Origin of the sequence: Pseudomonas sp. OG7, from assembly GCF_014192825.1 — a bacterium.
Lineage (GTDB): Bacteria > Pseudomonadota > Gammaproteobacteria > Pseudomonadales > Pseudomonadaceae > Aquipseudomonas > Aquipseudomonas monteilii.
In genome coordinates this window covers 236,425-253,494 of sequence record NZ_JACHYK010000002.1, presented here as the reverse complement: position 1 = coordinate 253,494, position 17,070 = coordinate 236,425, and the positions used below count along the sequence as shown (strand labels likewise).

Genomic DNA, 17,070 nt, shown 5'->3' with positions numbered 1-17,070 from the left:
AGTGTATGAAGCGGACTGTCGTGTCTTACCCGGCAGGCGCCGGAGGAGCCCACACGCTCAGAGTGCCGCGTCTACCTTTTTGGCTGCGTCTTCGCTGACCCAGCTGTGCCAGACTTCGGGGTGTTCCTTGAGGAACAACCTGGCCAGTTGCGGCGACTCGATACGTTCCTTGGTCATGCGCCCCAGGTTCTGGTTAAGCAGATCGACCGGCAAATTGACCTTTTCCAGCACCGCCACCAGTTCAGGCGCCTGCTCGTGGAAGGCCTTCGATACACCCACCTTGATGGTCAGGGCTTTATTCACGCCCGGCTTTTCGTCCAGCTTGACCAGGTCCAGCTGGCCCATCAGCGGCGTCGGCGACCAGTAGTAGAACAGGATGGGCTCGCCACGCTTGTAGCTCGACAGTACGGCAGCATCCAGTGCCGGGCCGGTGCCAGGGCGGAAGTTGGTATAGGTGCTTTCCAGGCCGTAGCTTTTCAGCATCTCGCTGTTGTCAAGCTCGCAGGTCCAGCCGGCCGGGCAATTGTAGAAGCGTCCCTTGTCCGGCTCTTCGGGGTCCTTGAATACCTGGGCGTATTGCCCCAGGTCGGCGATGTTCTTGAGGTTCGGTGCCTTGGCTTCAAGTTTGCGCTTGGCATCGCCCTCAATCACATAACGCGGCACATACCAGCCTTCGACCGCGCCAACGACCGGCGAACCGATGCCAACCACCTTGCCGGCAGCTGCAGCCTTGTTCCACACCTCGCTGCGCCCCACCCACTCTTCGGCAAATACCTGAATATCGTTGCTGCTCAGTGCGTTTTCCATGGAGATAGAGTTACCTGGCAGGCTATCGGTATCGCAGCCATAACCATGCTTCAGCACGAACTGCATCACGTCAGTGAGCAGCATCCCGCTTTCCCAGTTCAAACCGGCGAACTTCACCGGTTTGCCAGACTCGCACCAACCCGCTGCCTGGCTGGTGACAGCCGCTGCCAGCAGCCCGAAAGAAAGTGTCGTGGTCAACAGAGCCTTTGTAATTTTCATTGTGACGCTCCCAAACAAGAATGGAGTGCGGCAGTTGAGGGCATCCGGCCCAAAGAGGGTCGCCAAACTGGCTGATAAGCCTTGTAATCGGCGTTGGCGTGGCACTTCTGATCGGTGGCCACTGCGTAGGAGAAATATTTCACAACCTCAAAAAAGGATAAAATAATATGTGCTGATGTATCACAACGGAAAAAACTATGAAGTTCACACTGCGTCAGCTTCGCTATGCGCTAGCAGCTGCCAAGCACGGTAACCTGACGACCGCTGCCATGGAGCTTCATGTTTCACAGCCTTCCATCTCGGCGGCCATCACCGAACTGGAAGAGGTGTTGGGCCAATCCATTTTCGTGCGCCAACGTGGCCTCGGCATATCGCTGACCCCATTCGGTCGTACCGTCATGGTCCAGGCCCGTCGCGTTCTGGCAGAGGCTCGGACCTTTGCCGAGATCAATGCCAATGCAGGGGAGTGCGTCGGCGAACTGGTGGTCGGATGTTTTGAAGACCTGGCGCCCTATTGCCTGCCACAAATTGTGCGGCGGATGCAGGAGTCCTGCCCAAGGGTCACTGTCGACATGCGCGAAGGCAGCTTCGATTATGTTGGCAAGCGGCTGGGTGAAGGGGCGATAGAGTTGGCAATCACCTACGATCTGGGTTTGCCGCCGAATACGCAATGCACCCAGTTGTGTGAACTGACTGCTCAGGTACTGCTGTCGGCCGATCACCCGTTGGCCAAGGAGTCGCGTGTCAGTCTCAAGGCGTTATCCGAACATACGCTGGTCGTTACCGATCAGGTCCACAGTTGGCAGCATGTGTTGGACCTGTTCAGCTTTTACGATCTTTCACCCGCCGTTGTGCACCGTGTGCGCACGTTCGAGCTGCAGCGTAGCCTCGTCGCCAATGGGTTTGGCGTGGCGCTGATTTATACCCGGCCGTTTGGTGACCGCAGTTATGATGGCCAAGCGCTGGTCTGCAGGCCGACTGAGGAGAAATTGCCAACGCATAGCATAGTGCTGGCGCATGATCAGCGCTATCCGCTGACGCCTTCGGCCGAGGCGTTCAAGGAGCTGGCGGTGGCATGGTTTGCGGAACGACCGTCGTTTGCATCCGAGTGAATAATGGGTGGCGGGATTACGCGCTGTGTCACAACCCGTTTGTTATTTCCCGGCAGGGTTTGCAGAAGTGTGAACATGACGATTGGGCAAGTAACCCTGGACGTAACGCACCGTCTTTTCCAACGTTCGCGCCATGTCAGGATGTGCCAACTGATACTTTCGTTCCAGTTGCTGGCTGTCACTCATGTCGAAGCGCTGTGTCTGGATGAAGTCCAGTGACTCGGCGCTGATCGATAATCGGGTGGCCAGTCCGGGAATCGCCAATAGCCACTTCAGTAACCCTATCGGTACATGCTGGCGCGGGGCCTTTATCTCCAGCGTTTGTGCCAATTGCTCGAGCATACCCTGCAGGTTCGGCGTGTGCTCATACAGCGCCAGCACCTGCCGGTTGGCCATTGACGGGTCGAACGCCACGCAGGTCATCATCTTTACCAGGTAATCGACGCTGACCAATGGCAACCAGTGCCTGGCGGAACCAGGGATAGCCTTGAACCGGCCCAGTGCCAGATTTCGAATGAGATCTACCAGGGGTTGTCCTTCAGGGATGTGCCCACTCTCGCTGTGACCACACACCGTAGCAGGATGAACGATCGCGTAATCTGCGCCTACCTCCTGCATGTAACGGATGACAGCGAAATGAGACTCCAGCTTGCTGCCTTCGTAGCCACCCACACGGCCGTAGACTGCAGGCCAATGGGTGTTTTCAGGGTGCTCGTTATCAACCCCGATACTTGCAAGATGGCTAAGGTTCTGCAGCATATAACCGCCCACCATCAGCAAGCGCATGCGCTGGTTCGCCGCGAGCCTGGCGACGTTCAGCGCCCCTTGTACATTGACTGTGCGGGCCTGCTCCATTGTCAGGCCCCAGGTAAACTGTGCTGCGAGGTGGAAGACCACAGCCGCCGAAGATACGCATTGCCTGTCTGCTTCGCTGAGTCCAAGCCCATCCCTGCTGATATCTCCCCCGACTGCATGGATATACGCAGGGTTACCTCCCAGTTGCCCTACTTGCTCCTGGAGGCGTCCGATGTTTTCAGGGGTGCGCATGAGCACCCAGGTCTTGTGCCCTGCCGCGGTAAGACGGGCCAGCAAATGTTGACCCACAAACCCACTGCCGCCGGTGACGAAGCATTCCACGCTCATATCTGAATCCTTGTCTGAATGATCGGCGCAGGCTAAGGTGTAGAGCGTACTCTACAGTCAAGGAGTTTTTACTGTGAATGTTGGAGAGTTGGAGCGCCGGAGTGGAGTGGGCCGCCATACATTGCGCTACTACGAGCAACTCGGGCTTATCGTGGCCCATCGTCAGGCCAACAACTACCGAAGCTACAGCGACCAGACCGTTGTTGATCTGGCCTTTATTCAAAGTGCCCAGAGCGGCGGTTTTTCGCTGGCCGAGATCGGTGAAATACTTGCGGCCAAGCGGGGCAATACGCTCGATTGTGCGCAAGGCGCGATGTTGGTAGCCAGCAAGATGGCCGACATTCAAGCGAAGATCACCACGCTGCAAGCCGCCTATGCCCTTCTGGGCGCGGAGCGCGCAAAGCTTGAAGCCAGTGCCGTTGCCAACGGGCTGACCATTGCTCACCTTCCTGCTATTTAGCATACCGCAACGCGGTAGCTTGTTTATTCGCAATTATTTCTCATTTACACTTGTGTCTTGTTTCGGAGCCTACCTCTTATTCAGGATGCATCGTGTCGTTCGATCCCGCCAAACCGACGTTGCTGTCTACATTGGTACGTCACTATGACGATCTGGTGGACCACATTCGCCGACGCTTCGGCGACAGAAGCATGGCGCGTGATGTTGTGCATGACGTGTGCGTGCAATTGCTTGAGCGCGGTGAGAAAGAAGACGTTCGAACCCCATTGGCCTTGCTACGAAAAATCTCCCGCGACTCCGCCATGAGTCGCTATCGTAGCGATCGCCGCCGAGGCGCCTGGATAGAGGCGATCTCCGAGCTGCCTGAGGTGGCCTGCCCGGCAGCCACCCCGATGACCAGGTATGACAGCGAGCGCGAGTTTCAACTGCTCGTCGACGCGATCACAGACCTCCCACCTCGCTGCCAAGCTGTTTTCGTCATGCACAAGATTCACCAAATCCCCCAGGCAGAAGTAGCCACTCGCCTCGGTATTTCCATCAAGACTGTGGAAAAGCACCTGCGCCTGGGGCTGGCGGCATGCAGGCAACGGCTTGGGCGCGATGAGGTGCACCCATGACGAAGCAACCCGAACAGGTGCCACTGGACGAGGCTCTTGGGCGACATCGTGAAGAGCTCAAGCAGCTGTTCCCCATGCCGCCGTCCAGGCCTGCGCCCTCGAAGGCAGCAAAGTCGGCAGGTATCACGCTGGCGGTTGCGATCGCCTGTGCAGGCTTGGCCTGGCTGAACCCTGCCTACAAGAGCGAGCGTTTCGCTACCGCCATTGGTGAGCGGCGTGCTGTGCTGCTGAACGATGGAAGCAAGCTGCTGCTCGACAGTGCCACGCATGTCGATATCAGCTGGCGTCTGCTCAGCCGCGACGTCGACCTGCGCGCAGGGCAGGCGCTTTTCGATGTCTCCTCGGCCGTGTATCGCCCCTTTGTAGTGTCCGCTGGCCTGGCGAAGGTCGAGGTGCTCGGTACGCTGTTCAATGTCCGCCGCCTGGATAACGACGCGGTGCGTGTGACCCTGGCCCGTGGACGCGTGGACGTCACCGCTACAGCTGCAGAACACGCGCCGGTCACCCTCAGGCCAGGGCAACAGGTCGACTCGATTGGCGGGCAACTGATGCCGGTTGCGAAGGTCGACGCCTTGAAGGCGATGGCCTGGAAAGATGATCGCATCGTGTTCGAGCAGACGTCGCTGGATGAAGCGGTGTCGTTGCTGCGTCACTATCGCAAGGCATCCATTGAGCTGAGCGACCCAAGCTTGGCTGCACTCAAGGTGACAGGGGTCTTCGAGGCGCACAATGTCGACCGACTGCTGGATCTGCTACCGAGCATCCTGCCCGTCGCCGTGTTGAAAACAGAGGATGGCAGCGTCAGGATTCAACGTAAATCGGCAATAAAATAATGCTCATGCGCAGGTAGGGTTTCTCGATTCCCATGGCGGCTATTGAAAAAAAGCCCAACCAACAAAGGAACTCGAGACGTGCATTTTCCCCTCCGCAGTCGCCAACTACGCCTGTCATTGCTCGCCAGTAGCCTGCTCATCGCAATGTCGGCCCAGGGCCGGGAAAAGGTGAGCGTGGATCTCCCCGCCGCGCCGCTGGGGGAGGCCATCAACGCCCTTGCGCAGCAGTCTTCGGTACAGGTCATCTTTGCCAGCGATCTCGGTGCAGGCCGAAACGCGCCTGCGGTGAAAGGGCGGTTCACACCTGAGGAAGCGCTTCAAACGCTGCTCAAGGACAGTGGCTTGCAGGTACAGGCCAAGGATGAGCGTACGTTCGTCATCGTCGCGCAGGGTGCCCCTGCATCCAGCCTCGTGACCCAGAGCGTGCCCGTGGAAATGGCGCAGATGGAAATCACCGCCTCGCGCACCAGCAGCAGCCTGGTTTCCGCAACGCGGCAATCCACCGTTCTTGAGCATGAACAACTGCAGGAGCTGCGCCAGGGTTCAGAGAGCCTGGCCACGGTACTGGCCAAGGCGATTCCGGGCATGTCCGACTCCAGCCGCACCATCACCGAGTATGGCCAGACCCTGCGCGGGCGCAGCATGTTGGTCATGGTCGACGGGGTGCCGCTCAATACCAACCGCGACTCTTCGCGCAACCTGGCCAACATCGACCCGGCGCTGATCGAACGGGTCGAAGTCATCCGTGGCAGCAGCGCCATCTACGGCAGCGGCGCCACGGGGGGCATCATCTCCATCACTACACGGCCTGCCGGTGGTGAAAACCGTGCCGAAACCAGCCTGAGCGCTACCTCGCCACTTACCCGCCTGGGCAGCGATGGCCTGGGGGGCCAGTTCCAGCAGTATTTCGCGGGCTCTCAGGGAGCGGTGGACTATGCGTTCGACTTCGGCACCCGCCACATCGGTGCCTCGTACGATGCGCATGGCGGCCGGATCGCCCCGGAGCCCAGTCAAGGCGACCTGTTCGATTCGAACATCTACAACATCGGCGGCAAGCTGGGGCTGCACATCGACGAGAACCAGCGAATCCAGCTTGCAGTCAGCCACTACGATGCACGCCAGGACAGCGACTACGCTACAGACCCGAGCGTCGCGAAACTCCCCGCAGGCTCTGTGCCGGCCAATGCGATCAAGGGCCTGGATCTTGATGAACAGAACCGCATTCGCAACACGTTGGTGAACCTGGAGTACGAAAATCTCGACATTCTCGGCAGCCGGCTTTCTGCCCAGATGTACTACCGGGACTATTTCACCCGCTTCACGCCGTTCGACGCCCGGGCCGTTGCCACTCGCGGCGGCAACGTGGACCAGATCATGCAGAACAGCGAAGTGTTCGGCAGCCGGCTGACCCTGCGCACGCCGCTTGGCGAAAGCGGGAGTACCGAGCTGGTGTGGGGTGGCGACTATAACCAGGAGCGCAGCGACATGCCGCTCGATGTCTTCGACCCTGCGGTTTATGACGCCAGTGGCGGCCTGGTCTTCGACAAGACCGGCAAGCTCACCTACATGCCCCCGCTGAGGACGCGAAGCGCCGGTGCCTTCGCCCAGCTACAGCATCGTTTTGATGAGCATTGGTCTGTCGACGGCGGCCTGCGCTACGAATACTCCACTGCCGAATTCGATGACTTCGTTCCCTTGTCCGAATCCACGGCTGCCTCCCCGGTGGCGGTGAAGGGGGGCGAAGTTCATTACGATGCGCTGCTGTCGAACCTGGGCATCGTCTACTCACCGGTACTCGGCCAGGAGATCTACGCCTCTTTCAGCCAGGGCTTCCAATTGCCCGACGTGGGTATTCAATTGCGCAATGCCCGCCGTGGTTTCGACATCGGCGCATCGAACCTGGAACCGGTCAAAACCAACAACTATGAGCTTGGCTGGCGAGGAGAGCTGGGCAGCAACACCCTCGGCACCTTGGCGCTGTTCTACACCACCTCCAAACTGGGGGATGTGCAGAGTTTCAACAATGGCCTGATTCTGACCCGCACCAAGGAGCGCATCTACGGAGCTGAAGCCAGTGCAGATTGGCTGTCGGACGATGCGGTGTGGGGCGCAGGGGGGAGTGCGACCTGGATGCGCGGACGAGAAAAACCGGACGGCAAAGGCTGGCAAGACATGACCGGCTATCGCGTTCCACCCCTGAAGCTGACCGCCTACGTCCAGTACAAACCGACACTGGAGTGGAGCAACCGCTTGCAAGCTACGTTCTTCGACGCCAAGGACTACAGGCTCGACGGCGTGGACAGCTTTGGTCGGCATCAAGTGAGTAGCTATACAACAGTGGACCTGGTCAGCCAGTACCAGATATCCGCTGACGACAAGGTAAGCGTCGGCATCCAGAACCTGTTCAATCGCGACTACTACCCGCTCTACAGTCAATTGCTGCGCAATAACAACAACACCAGCCACTTGCCAGCACCCGGCACTGTGTTGACTGCCAGTTATACGCACAATTGGTAAGGTGATGAACATCACCGGGCCGGTATGGAGCCTGGTGATCGTTTACAGGGCGAGACGCTTTGTGGAACGTGATGCAGTAACCTTGCAGTGCTCGCAGTCATACGCTTTAACCGCCCTCGGAAAACGCTACCATGCCCATCGAGATCGAACGAACGCGAGCCTGTGAAGAGCGCTGCACCGGCAGAGAGCCTCGTCAGGCCGGAACCTGTCCATGGATATGATCTGGCAAACAATCCTGGCCGAATTCGCCGATATTGGTGATGAGCGCGAGATCGTGCGAATCCTTGTACGCTTGGTGATGGCTGCCGTGCTGGGCGCCGTTCTGGGTTTCGAGCGCGAGCACAAGGGCAAGTCTGCCGGGGTGCGCACGCACATGCTGGTTTCGTTGGGCGCGGCGCTGTTCGTGCTGGCACCGAGCATGGCAGGTGCCGATGCGCAGGCGCTCAGTCGGGTGATTCAGGGCATCGTTGCCGGTATCGGCTTTCTGGGTGCTGGCACCATTCTCAAAGGCAATGGCCAGGACACCAGTCACGTCAAAGGCCTGACCACTGCTGCCGGGTTATGGATGACGGCTGCCATCGGTACGGCAGCGGGGATGGGGCGCGAAGCCACGGCGCTGGTCAGCACGGTGCTGGCGCTGTTGGTGCTGGGCACGATGCCCTTGCTGGTGGACAAGGTCGAAGGGCCGAACGAAGAAAAACAGAAGGAAGAGGGCAGGAAGCAATGAGGGGCGTGGGTCGCCGCCACAAAGCCTGCCTGCCCTTGTTCAGACCGACGCTGAGCCATTCAGGCGCTCGATTGCGTCGACCAGGTCGTCATAACCCACTGGCTTGTTCAGGTGGCGGTCGAACCCGGACTGGCGAGACTTGTATTGGTCAGCGCTTGCGCCATAGCCTGTCAACGCGATGGCAGGGATGTAACGCAGATGCTCCAGGCCGCGCAGCGCCCGGATCAGTGCATGGCCGTCCATGCCAGGCATGCCGATGTCGGAAATGATCACATCGTAACGCGCGTCCGCCGCCGATTGCAGCGCCAGTTTCGGGTCGCTGTAGGCATCGACGTCGGCATCCTCCATCAACAGCAATTGTTCCATCACTTCCAGCACATCGAGCGAGTCATCCACCAACAGGATGCGAACGCCTTTCAGGCGACCTTCTGGTGGCAGCACGTCGCCCTGATCCTGGGGTTGCTGGGTATACACGCGCAAAGGCAGGGTGATGATGAACGTACAACCCTGGCCTATTCCAGGAGACTCTACGCTGACCGCTCCGCCATGGGCCTCTACCAATTGACGGACCAGGGAAAGGCCAATGCCCAGCCCCTCACGCCCATGGCCGGTTGATGCCGCCTGGTTGAATAGCTCAAAAATATCTTCCAGCGAGCTTTCGGCGAGGCCTATGCCCTGATCGATGACTTCAAGGCGTGCCTGCTCATCCTGCCGAGTCAGTTTCAACAGAATTTCGCCATCGGCAGGGCTGAACTTCAGAGCGTTGTTCAACAGGTTCCAGATGATCTGCTCGACACGTGTGCTGTCGGCCTCCACATAGACCGGTTCGCCATCGGCCGGGAGCGCCAGCCGAACATTGCGGCCGCGTTGCTCGTTGCAGGCTACAGAACAGATACCTTGTAGCACGGCACACAAATCGACAGGCTGCGTCTTCAGTTTGAGCTTGCCCGTGCGGATGCGCGCTACATCGAGCAAGTCATCGATGATCCGCGCCTGGCTGGTGACCGCTTCGCGAATGACGTTGACCGCTTTGCTCGCCATGTCGGTACTTGTGACCGACGGTATACGTCGCAAGATATCCGCATTGAGCTGAATCAGGTTCAGTGGGTGCTTGAGCTCGTGGGACATCACCGCGAAGAACTCATCCTTCATGTGGCTTGAACTCTGCGACTCGGCCAGGCGCTTGCTTTGTTCGTCCTGCAGGCGCTTGTGGCCGGTCAGGTCACGGGCGATCTTGACGTAACCGCGCAAGCTGCTGCCCTTGAGGCGCGAGACTTCGCCACTGCAGTAGAAGCGGCTGCCGTCCTTGCGCACATGCCAGCGTTCGTCCTGGCCACGGCCATGCAGACGGGCGGCGCGCAGCTCACGCGCCGGCTCGCCATTTTCGCGGTCCTGCTCGGTGAAGATCAGGGAATAGTGCTGGCCAATGACTTCGTCCTTGGCGTAGCCGAAGATCAGCGCAGCGCCGGTGTTCCAGTCGATAATCAGGCCTTGTTCGTCAAGCAGGATGATGGCGAAGTCATGGGTACTTTCGGCAACCAGACGCATGCGCTCTTCACCCTGGCGCAAACGTTCTTCGGCGGCGCGACTCTTGGTGATGTCGATAAAGGTCAGTACGCTGCCATCGACATTCTGCTCGCTGGCCCGATATGGCAGCAGGCGCGCCAGGTACCAATGCTGGTCCTGCCCGATCACTTCACGCTCGATCGTGGTTTCGCGCTCGATCACCGCACGCGCATCGTCCGCCAGGCCTGGGTACTCCAGGCGGTGGGTGATGTCCAGTAGCGAGCGGCCGGTGTCGACCGGCAGCATGCTGAAAATATCGGTGGCCCTGGGGGTGAACCAGCGAATGTGCAGGTTGCGGTCGACGAACACGGTGGCGATCTGGGTGGAGGCGATCAGGTTGCTCAGGTAGTCGTTGACCTTGTCGGTTTCATCGACCTTGGTCTTGAGCTCGTAGTTGACCGTCAGCAATTCTTCGTTAATTGATTGCAGCTCTTCCTTGCTGGTTTCCAGCTCTTCGCTGGCCAGGCGCAACTCCTCGTTGATCGCCTGCATCTCTTCGTTGGAGGCGGTCAGCTCCTGGCTGGAGATTTCCGACTGTTCGATGGTTTCCTGCAACTGTTGGCGGGTGCGCTGGAGCTCGCGCTCCAGCGTGTTCAACACCATGCCGTCGGTTTGCTGGATGACCGGCTGGCTGTGTTGTTCGGCTTCGCGGACATGTAAAACCACCAGCAGGCATTCGCTGCCGCTGGGTTCATCCTGGTGCGGCTGGACCTCGACCTGTACCTCGACGCGATGATCGTCGACGGTGATTATCGCCGCGCCAGAGGTCACCGGCTGGCCCGTGTTCTGTGCCTGCAGCAGGCTACTGCGCAGGACAGGGCGCAGTGGTGCCAGCACCAGGTTCAGCAAGCTGGGGCTGAGTTCGCCCCCGGCATGGCGCAGGAAGCGCCCGACACCGTCGCTCATGTGCAGGATGTTGCCATCAAGGTCGACGATCAGGCTGGGCGGCGTATGCCTGGCCAATGCACGGTGGTGAACTTCGGCGTAGGACAATTTGCGCATGGGCTTGGGCTTGGCGCGCGCCGCCAGTGTGTCGGGCGTCAGCAGGCGCCCCGGGCGACGCGCCGGCTCCACCTCGCGTGCGCGGAAAATACGATGGCGCTTGTCCACGGCAATGAACAGGTCGGCCGCCACGTCTGCCGACTCCGAGCTGCCCAGGAACAGGTAGCCGCCCTTTCGCAAGGCGAAGTGGAACAGACGCAGGATTTCCCGTTGCACCTCCCGGTCCAGATAAATGAGCAGGTTGCGACATACCACCAGGTCCAACTGGGAGAACGGTGGATCGGACAAGAGGTTGTGCCGGGCAAACAGCACCTTTTCGCGGATGTCCTTGCGTACCCGGTAATGCTGGTCCTCCTTGATGAAAAACTGACGCAGCCTGGCCGTGGGTACATCGGTGGCGATGGCATCGGGATAAACGCCTAGCCGGCCGAGATTGATCGCACGCTCGTCGAGGTCGGTGGCGAACACCTGTACCTTGGCACTGCGCTGCCCCATCGCCAGCTGTTCGGTCGCAATCATCGCCAGGCTGTAGGCTTCCTCTCCCGAAGAGCAGCCTGCCGACCAGATGCGCACTTCGCGTTGCAGGTCTTCGCTGTCGTCATTGGCCAGGCCCGGCATCACCTGTTGTTGCAGGGCTTCGAAGGCGTCCCGGTCACGGAAGAAGTTGGTCACGCCGATCAGCATGTCAGCCAACAGGGCGCGACATTCCTCCGGGTGACCCTCCAGGTAATCGCGATAGCTGGCCAGGTCGGTCTGCGCAGTGACATGCAAGCGCCGCTCAAGCCGGCGCAGGACCGTTGCCCGCTTGTAGTGCTGGAAGTCATGGCCGGTGCTGGCATGCAGGCGGGTGAGGATGTCGTCGAGCAGCGGGTCGCTCTGCGCCGGGTCGCCTGAGCGCTCGCCAAGGGGAGGCGGCAGGCTGTCGTCTTCGATCGCCGGTAGTTTGACCTTGCGCGCCGTGCGCCACAGTTCCAGAAGCTTGCCGGGAATCTCGGCCACCGGCAGGATCAGGTCGACCATGCCGGTAGCGATGGCTGCCTTGGGCATGTCGGAGTATTGGGCGTCATCGGGCGATTGCACCAAGGTCACGCCACCCTGCTCCTTGATGCGCGACAGGCCCACGGCGCCATCGCTGCCGCAGCCTGAAAGAATCACGCAGAACGCATGGTCCTTGTGTACGTCCGCCAGGTCCCGGAAGAACAGATCGATGGCGACATGGTCGCCACGGCTACGCCTGGCCGGGCTGACCCGCAGGTAACCATCGTTGGTGGAAAGGCGGTTGGCCGGCGAAATCACATAGACGTGGTCACGCTCGATCGGTACCGGCTCGCTCACCTGGTACACCGGCATGCGCGTGACGCGCTGGATCAGGCGATCGGCCTGGCTCTGGTGGTCCGGCGATAAATGCAGTACCACGACGAACGCCATGCCGCTATGCTCCGGGGCGTGCTGGAAAAACGCCTGGACCGCCTCCAGCCCGCCGGCCGATGCGCCGATGCCCACCACTGGGAAATCCAGGTGGCTGGGGCTCAGCGCAGGGTTGTGCGGCGACGCGAGGGTAGTCTTGCTGGACGATTTCATGGGCACGAGCCTTGTGCGAACCGGGAATGAGCAGGGGCAGCGATTATAGGCCCGACACCGATCAATCGACGAGCGGGTTCAAGGTTAGGACTGGCTACGCTGGCCAAAGTGCCGCTGTCGGTCAAAGGGCTTGGGGCTGCTCGCGGTGTTGCGGCAGTGCGGTGACCTTGATGGCACGGACCGGCACGGCAAACTTGGCACCGATTCTGTTGAAGCGCTCGAGCAGGTGGAAATTGATTGCCTGCTGGATATCCATGTAGAGGTTGTAGCCCGGGTCCTTCACGATATAGACGCATTCGAACTCCAGGGCCTCTTTGCCAAAACCCCGCAGGTGGGCGCGGTCGAAACGCACCTGCTGCTGGGCCTTGATCGCTTCCTCGACGATCGCGGGCGCCTGTTTTACCGCCTCGGTGGGGGTGTCGTAGGACAAGCCGAACTCGAATACGATGCGGCGCTCCTGCAAGCGCTTGTAGTTCTGGATGGTGCTGCTGATCATGCTGGCATTGGCCATGACGATCTGCTCGCCACCCAGGCTGCGGATGCGCGTGGTCTTCAGCCCCACATGCTCCACCGTACCGGCCAGCGGCCCGATGACGATGAAGTCACCGACCTCGAACGGCTTGTCGACGGCGATCGACAACGAGGCGAACAGGTCACCCAGGATGTTCTGCACAGCCAGGGCGACGGCAATCCCGCCCACACCCAGGCTGGCCACGAAGGCGGTGATATTGACGCCCAGATTGGACAGCATGGCCAGCAACACCACCGACCACAGCAGCACCCGTGCGCCCCAGGCCGAAAGCGTGGCCAGCGCACTGCCTTGGTAAAGGCCGTCGGCGCTGTGCCGGCTGAAGTAGCGGGTCAGGCCCAGCGCGATGGCGCGATTGACCCAGAGGCCGATCTGCAGGGCAGCGACCACGAACCACAAGCTACTGACCCGGCCCAACCAGCGCTCGGGCAGGTCCAGCATGCTCAAACCCACCAGCAGCGAAGCAAGCATCAGCAGGCTGTTGCTGGTGCCGGCCAGTACCTTGGCCAGCACCTGGCTCATTGCCCCGTCATGTTCGGACCAGCGCTGCACCCGGCGCATCAAGAGGCCGATGACAGCTCTGGCAACCACGAACGTCAGCACGGCAACGCACAGCGCTACCAGCAAGTTGAGAATCGAAATGCCAAAGAATGTGGTGTCGGTGAACAGTTCGATGATTCGATCATTCATGGGGAGCCCACCTCCAGATGGCTCATGGCAGGGCCGCAGGGCGGCCCCTGGGATTGCGCGGTGACGTGTGGGTTACTTGCCGTGGGTGGCTTGCAGCGCCTTGGCCTGTTCCAGATGGTGTTGCAGCGTTGGCAGCTTGTCGCTGGCGAAGGCCTTGAGCTCCGGCTTGTCGGAGGAGGCGGCCTCTTTCTTGAACAGTTCCACGGCCTTCTCGTGCGCGTCGACCTGGTTATTGACGTATGACCGGTCGAACGACTCGTCGCGCCATTCGAGGATCATCTTCTTGACCTTGTCGGTCAGCGCCGCTTCGTCGGGCACGCTGATGTCCAGCTTGCGGGCGATATCACCGAGTTCCTGGTTGGCTTTGGTATGGTCTGTGACCATTTGCTGGGCGAATTGCTTGATGTCTGCGCTCTGGCTCTTTTCCTGCGCCAGGTTGGCGGTGACCACTTCGGCGATACCGGCTTCAGTGGCCGCATCGACGAAATCGTCCGAAGACGCTGCCTGTACCTGCAGCGAAGCCAGGCCCATCAACAGGGTAACTCCGGCGATTTTCAAGAATGGTGTGTTCATGTCTCACTCCTTCGTTCTGTTGGCGCGACCTCAATGTCGCACTCGGTTGAACCGCAGGAGTGGGTGAAGGTTTAGTTTTTCTGAAAAACAGGGGTGCCGTGGCGCAATCTGCGTTTCGGGGCACCGCTCATCCGCTATGTCGTAATCAGAACGAATTCAGGGGGACAGGTGGGACTCGTTGGTTTAGGTCTTCACAAAAACGAGTAGCCATCATGAAAAACAACCTGTTCGCCATGTTGCTGTTGACTGCCAGTTTCTCGCTGCTCGGAGGTTGCTTCGACCGCGATAGTGATCATCCAGCGAAGGATGCCGACCCAAGCAAACCGTCACTTCAGATGCAGCAACCCAGTGACCCTGTAACTAACCCTCCAGCTGACACCAAACCGCAGAATCAATGAGTGAGGTACAGGGCATGGTGGCGACGACAAAGGCAGGTATAAGGCCTCACAATGCCAACTTAGGGCTGGAGCATCGCTATCGAGCGCTACTTGAGGGCCCGGAGCCCACCACCGAGGCCTGGCTGGAGGAGCAACTGCGTCTGGCCCGTGCGCTTTCCGACGACCTGCCAGATGATCCTGGGCTAATCCCGCAATGGGCCGATAACCATGCGGGCCGTGTCGCCAGCGAGCATGCGGCCTATCTGGAACAACGGCGTCAGGGCGGCCCCCGTCGTTTTTTTGCCAATCGTGCCCATGCCTTGTGGTTTTTGCAGCAAGTCGCGCCGACCAAAGCGGTCGACGGCGCATGGCTACACGGAGCCCTACGGCATTGGCAGGACCCGCGCTTCCATGGGCTGATCCGCACCTTCCTCGAAGAACTCGGCGACGGCGACCCACGCTGCAATCACGTGCTGATCTACCAGCGCTTGCTCAGCCGTCTGGGTTGCTCACAGGAGCGGCCGCTTGACCCCGCTCGTTACCTGCAGGGCGCGCTGCAACTGGCCTTGGGGCAGCACTGCCAGCGATTCTTGCCGGAAGTGGTCGGTTACAACCTGGGTTACGAGCAACCGCCCTTGCACCTGCTGATCACCACCCACGAGCTGGCCGAGCTAGGTATCGACGCCCATTACTTCCAGTTGCACGTGACCATCGACAATGCCGCCAGCGGCCACGCGAGGCGTGCCGTGGAGTGCTTCACCGAGCTGGCACGGGATCAGGGGCCGGCGTTCTATGAACGCGTGAGACACGGCTACCGGCTTAATGACCTGGGTATAGACACAACCTCGTTGATCGCCTCGTTCGACCTGCATGCGGAGTTGCTAAGTACATTGGAACGCAAGCGCATCTACGGGCAGTGCATGCATTCGGACCGCTGTCGCCTGCAAGGACGCACCATCAACCAGTGGCTTGCTGAGCCCGGCGCGATGCCCGGGTTTCTTGAAGCATTACAGGCTCAAGGCTGGATCAAGCGTGACAGCGATCCTGGGCAAAGCCGCTTCTGGTCGCTGATCGAGGGCCCGACCGCAGCCATGTTCGGTGTGTTCGATGCCTATGAAAAGCAACTCTGGCATGACTGGATCGCCGGCTCCTGGCAAGGCACCGGAATCCGTCGGGTGCCGCCAGGGCAATGGGAACATGCCTTGCAACTGGACGATAAAGTCCCCATCGCATCCCAGGTACCGGACATACCTGCGCTAATCGATGCAATGGCCGGCAATCGGCACGCCACCCCTCAGGGCCTGCACGCCACTCATGCGTTCATCCAGGCCACCGGTTTGATGAACGGAGGGCTTCATTGATGCTGCTCGACCAAGACCAGATCCGTGCCGATGAGGCCTTGCTGCAGTTGGGGAACCGCTTGCGTGCCGACGGCTATCGTTTTACCTGCGTGACGCCGGCGACCCAAGCCAGGGTCAATGCCCGGGACGATGCGCAGCAGGCGCGTACCCTGCGTGATGTGTTCGGCTGGAGTAGGCCATTCGCCGCGTCACTGCTAAGCCCCGACGAACTGGAGCAGCTGCGCCTCGCTGGCGTGCTGGAGGCCCAAGGTGCACTGTGGCGCAGCACTGTGCGCTGGTCCAGCCTGGACGATCTGTTGCTGGTACATGCTGCCTGGCCAACGGACAGCCGCGACGCGGTGTTCTTTGGCCCGGACAGCTACCGTTTCGCCCAGCTGATACACGATCATTTGAGAAGCACGCCCGAGCGCGTGCAGCATGCCGTAGACATCGGCTGTGGCAGCGGTGTAGGGGCGTTGCTGATCGCTCGCGCCGCCCAACACGCGCAGGTTTGCGCAGTGGACATTAACCCTATGGCATTGCGCTACACCGCCATCAATGCCGCCTTGGCCGGTGTGGCCAATGTTTCGGTCGAGCGCAGTGACCTGCTCAATGACATCGCGGGTACGTTCGACCTGATCGTCGCCAACCCGCCGTACATGCTCGACGCCGGCCAGCGCGCCTACCGCCACGGCGGCGGCGCACTGGGTGCCGAGCTGTCGCTGCGCATCGTCGAGCAAGCCCTTGAGCGCCTGTCGCCCGGGGGGACGCTGCTGCTCTACACCGGTGTCGCCATCGTCGAGGGGCGCGACGCGCTGCTCGAAGCCATGCGGTTACGCCTGGCGGGGCCTGTGTTCAGTTGGTTCTATCGCGAGCTGGACCCAGATGTATTCGGTGAGCAATTGCTTGAACCCGGTTACGAGCAGGTCGAGCGCATTGCCGCCGTGGCCCTGACCGTCACCCGTCGCGGCTGATAG

General features: G+C 60.3%; 14 protein-coding genes. 9 read left to right on the top strand and 5 right to left on the bottom strand.

Annotated elements, in window-relative coordinates; all coding sequences use genetic code 11:
• Positions 1 to 57: 57 nt before the first annotated feature.
• Entirely contained in the window at positions 58 to 1,026 is a 969-nt protein-coding gene (locus tag FHW75_RS05670; RefSeq protein ID WP_183673302.1) for an ABC transporter substrate-binding protein, read from the bottom strand.
• Positions 1,027 to 1,223: 197 nt separating this feature from the next.
• Between FHW75_RS05670 and FHW75_RS05665 the strand changes: the two genes are divergently transcribed.
• A complete protein-coding gene (locus FHW75_RS05665; protein ID WP_019096426.1) occupies positions 1,224 to 2,138 on the top strand; it encodes a LysR family transcriptional regulator in 915 nt (304 codons plus the stop codon).
• Between the two features lie 42 nt (positions 2,139 to 2,180).
• Here FHW75_RS05665 and FHW75_RS05660 read toward each other — a convergent pair whose 3' ends face one another.
• A complete protein-coding gene (locus tag FHW75_RS05660; protein ID WP_183673300.1) occupies positions 2,181 to 3,281 on the bottom strand; it encodes an SDR family oxidoreductase in 1,101 nt (366 codons plus the stop codon).
• A 73-nt stretch (positions 3,282 to 3,354) separates the two neighbouring features.
• Between FHW75_RS05660 and FHW75_RS05655 the strand changes: the two genes are divergently transcribed.
• From FHW75_RS05655 to FHW75_RS05635, 5 genes are all read left to right on the top strand, one after another.
• Positions 3,355 to 3,741 (top strand): MerR family transcriptional regulator, encoded by a 387-nt coding sequence (locus FHW75_RS05655; protein ID WP_019096424.1) that lies wholly within the window; start codon positions 3,355 to 3,357, stop codon positions 3,739 to 3,741.
• Between the two features lie 92 nt (positions 3,742 to 3,833).
• On the top strand, positions 3,834 to 4,358 hold the full coding sequence (locus FHW75_RS05650; RefSeq protein WP_019096423.1) for an RNA polymerase sigma factor: 525 nt from the start codon (positions 3,834 to 3,836) through the stop codon (positions 4,356 to 4,358).
• On the top strand, positions 4,355 to 5,191 hold the full coding sequence (locus FHW75_RS05645) for a FecR family protein (RefSeq protein WP_016714236.1): 837 nt from the start codon (positions 4,355 to 4,357) through the stop codon (positions 5,189 to 5,191). Before FHW75_RS05650 ends, FHW75_RS05645 begins: the two co-directional genes overlap by 4 nt.
• A 78-nt stretch (positions 5,192 to 5,269) precedes the next feature.
• Positions 5,270 to 7,708, top strand: a complete 2,439-nt coding sequence (locus FHW75_RS05640; RefSeq protein WP_183673298.1) for a TonB-dependent receptor — start codon at positions 5,270 to 5,272, stop codon at positions 7,706 to 7,708.
• 211 nt (positions 7,709 to 7,919) lie between these two features.
• Positions 7,920 to 8,435 carry an MgtC/SapB family protein gene (locus FHW75_RS05635; protein ID WP_019096421.1) on the top strand — a complete coding sequence of 172 codons (516 nt, stop codon included), beginning with the start codon at positions 7,920 to 7,922 and terminating at the stop codon, positions 8,433 to 8,435.
• A 39-nt stretch (positions 8,436 to 8,474) separates the two neighbouring features.
• Here the strand turns inward: FHW75_RS05635 and FHW75_RS05630 are convergent, their stop codons facing one another.
• The 3 genes from FHW75_RS05630 to FHW75_RS05620 form a co-directional block, all read right to left on the bottom strand.
• Positions 8,475 to 12,584, bottom strand: coding sequence for a CheR family methyltransferase (locus FHW75_RS05630; protein ID WP_084297110.1), 4,110 nt, complete (start codon positions 12,582 to 12,584; stop codon positions 8,475 to 8,477).
• Positions 12,585 to 12,705: 121 nt separating this feature from the next.
• Positions 12,706 to 13,803 (bottom strand): mechanosensitive ion channel family protein, encoded by a 1,098-nt coding sequence (locus tag FHW75_RS05625; protein ID WP_019096419.1) that lies wholly within the window; start codon positions 13,801 to 13,803, stop codon positions 12,706 to 12,708.
• A gap of 72 nt (positions 13,804 to 13,875) precedes the next feature.
• Positions 13,876 to 14,376: a DUF4142 domain-containing protein gene (locus tag FHW75_RS05620; protein WP_027609003.1), complete on the bottom strand. Its 501-nt coding sequence runs from the start codon at positions 14,374 to 14,376 to the stop codon at positions 13,876 to 13,878.
• Between the two features lie 212 nt (positions 14,377 to 14,588).
• Here FHW75_RS05620 and FHW75_RS05615 point away from each other — a divergent pair, with 212 nt between their 5' ends.
• The 3 genes from FHW75_RS05615 to FHW75_RS05605 are packed head-to-tail and all read left to right on the top strand — an operon-like array spanning position 14,589 to position 17,067.
• Complete coding sequence (locus FHW75_RS05615) at positions 14,589 to 14,774, top strand: hypothetical protein (protein ID WP_016714230.1); 186 nt, start codon at positions 14,589 to 14,591, stop codon at positions 14,772 to 14,774.
• Positions 14,775 to 14,788: 14 nt separating this feature from the next.
• Complete coding sequence (locus tag FHW75_RS05610) at positions 14,789 to 16,114, top strand: iron-containing redox enzyme family protein (protein ID WP_183673471.1); 1,326 nt, start codon at positions 14,789 to 14,791, stop codon at positions 16,112 to 16,114.
• Complete coding sequence (locus FHW75_RS05605; RefSeq protein WP_019096417.1) at positions 16,114 to 17,067, top strand: class I SAM-dependent methyltransferase; 954 nt, start codon at positions 16,114 to 16,116, stop codon at positions 17,065 to 17,067. Before FHW75_RS05610 ends, FHW75_RS05605 begins: the two co-directional genes overlap by 1 nt.
• Positions 17,068 to 17,070: the final 3 nt, after the last annotated feature.

What these genes read in the sequence shown, in the direction of transcription:
- FHW75_RS05670 (WP_183673302.1), bottom strand. Translation starts at nt 1,026, where the DNA reads ATGAAAATTACAAAGGCTCTGTTGACCACGACACTTTCTTTCGGGCTG.
- FHW75_RS05665 (WP_019096426.1), top strand. Translation starts at nt 1,224, where the DNA reads ATGAAGTTCACACTGCGTCAGCTTCGCTATGCGCTAGCAGCTGCCAAG.
- FHW75_RS05660 (WP_183673300.1), bottom strand. Translation starts at nt 3,281, where the DNA reads ATGAGCGTGGAATGCTTCGTCACCGGCGGCAGTGGGTTTGTGGGTCAA.
- FHW75_RS05645 (WP_016714236.1), top strand. Translation starts at nt 4,355, where the DNA reads ATGACGAAGCAACCCGAACAGGTGCCACTGGACGAGGCTCTTGGGCGA.
- FHW75_RS05635 (WP_019096421.1), top strand. Translation starts at nt 7,920, where the DNA reads ATGGATATGATCTGGCAAACAATCCTGGCCGAATTCGCCGATATTGGT.
- FHW75_RS05630 (WP_084297110.1), bottom strand. Translation starts at nt 12,584, where the DNA reads ATGAAATCGTCCAGCAAGACTACCCTCGCGTCGCCGCACAACCCTGCG.
- FHW75_RS05625 (WP_019096419.1), bottom strand. Translation starts at nt 13,803, where the DNA reads ATGAATGATCGAATCATCGAACTGTTCACCGACACCACATTCTTTGGC.
- FHW75_RS05620 (WP_027609003.1), bottom strand. Translation starts at nt 14,376, where the DNA reads ATGAACACACCATTCTTGAAAATCGCCGGAGTTACCCTGTTGATGGGC.
- FHW75_RS05615 (WP_016714230.1), top strand. Translation starts at nt 14,589, where the DNA reads ATGAAAAACAACCTGTTCGCCATGTTGCTGTTGACTGCCAGTTTCTCG.
- FHW75_RS05610 (WP_183673471.1), top strand. Translation starts at nt 14,789, where the DNA reads ATGGTGGCGACGACAAAGGCAGGTATAAGGCCTCACAATGCCAACTTA.
- FHW75_RS05605 (WP_019096417.1), top strand. Translation starts at nt 16,114, where the DNA reads ATGCTGCTCGACCAAGACCAGATCCGTGCCGATGAGGCCTTGCTGCAG.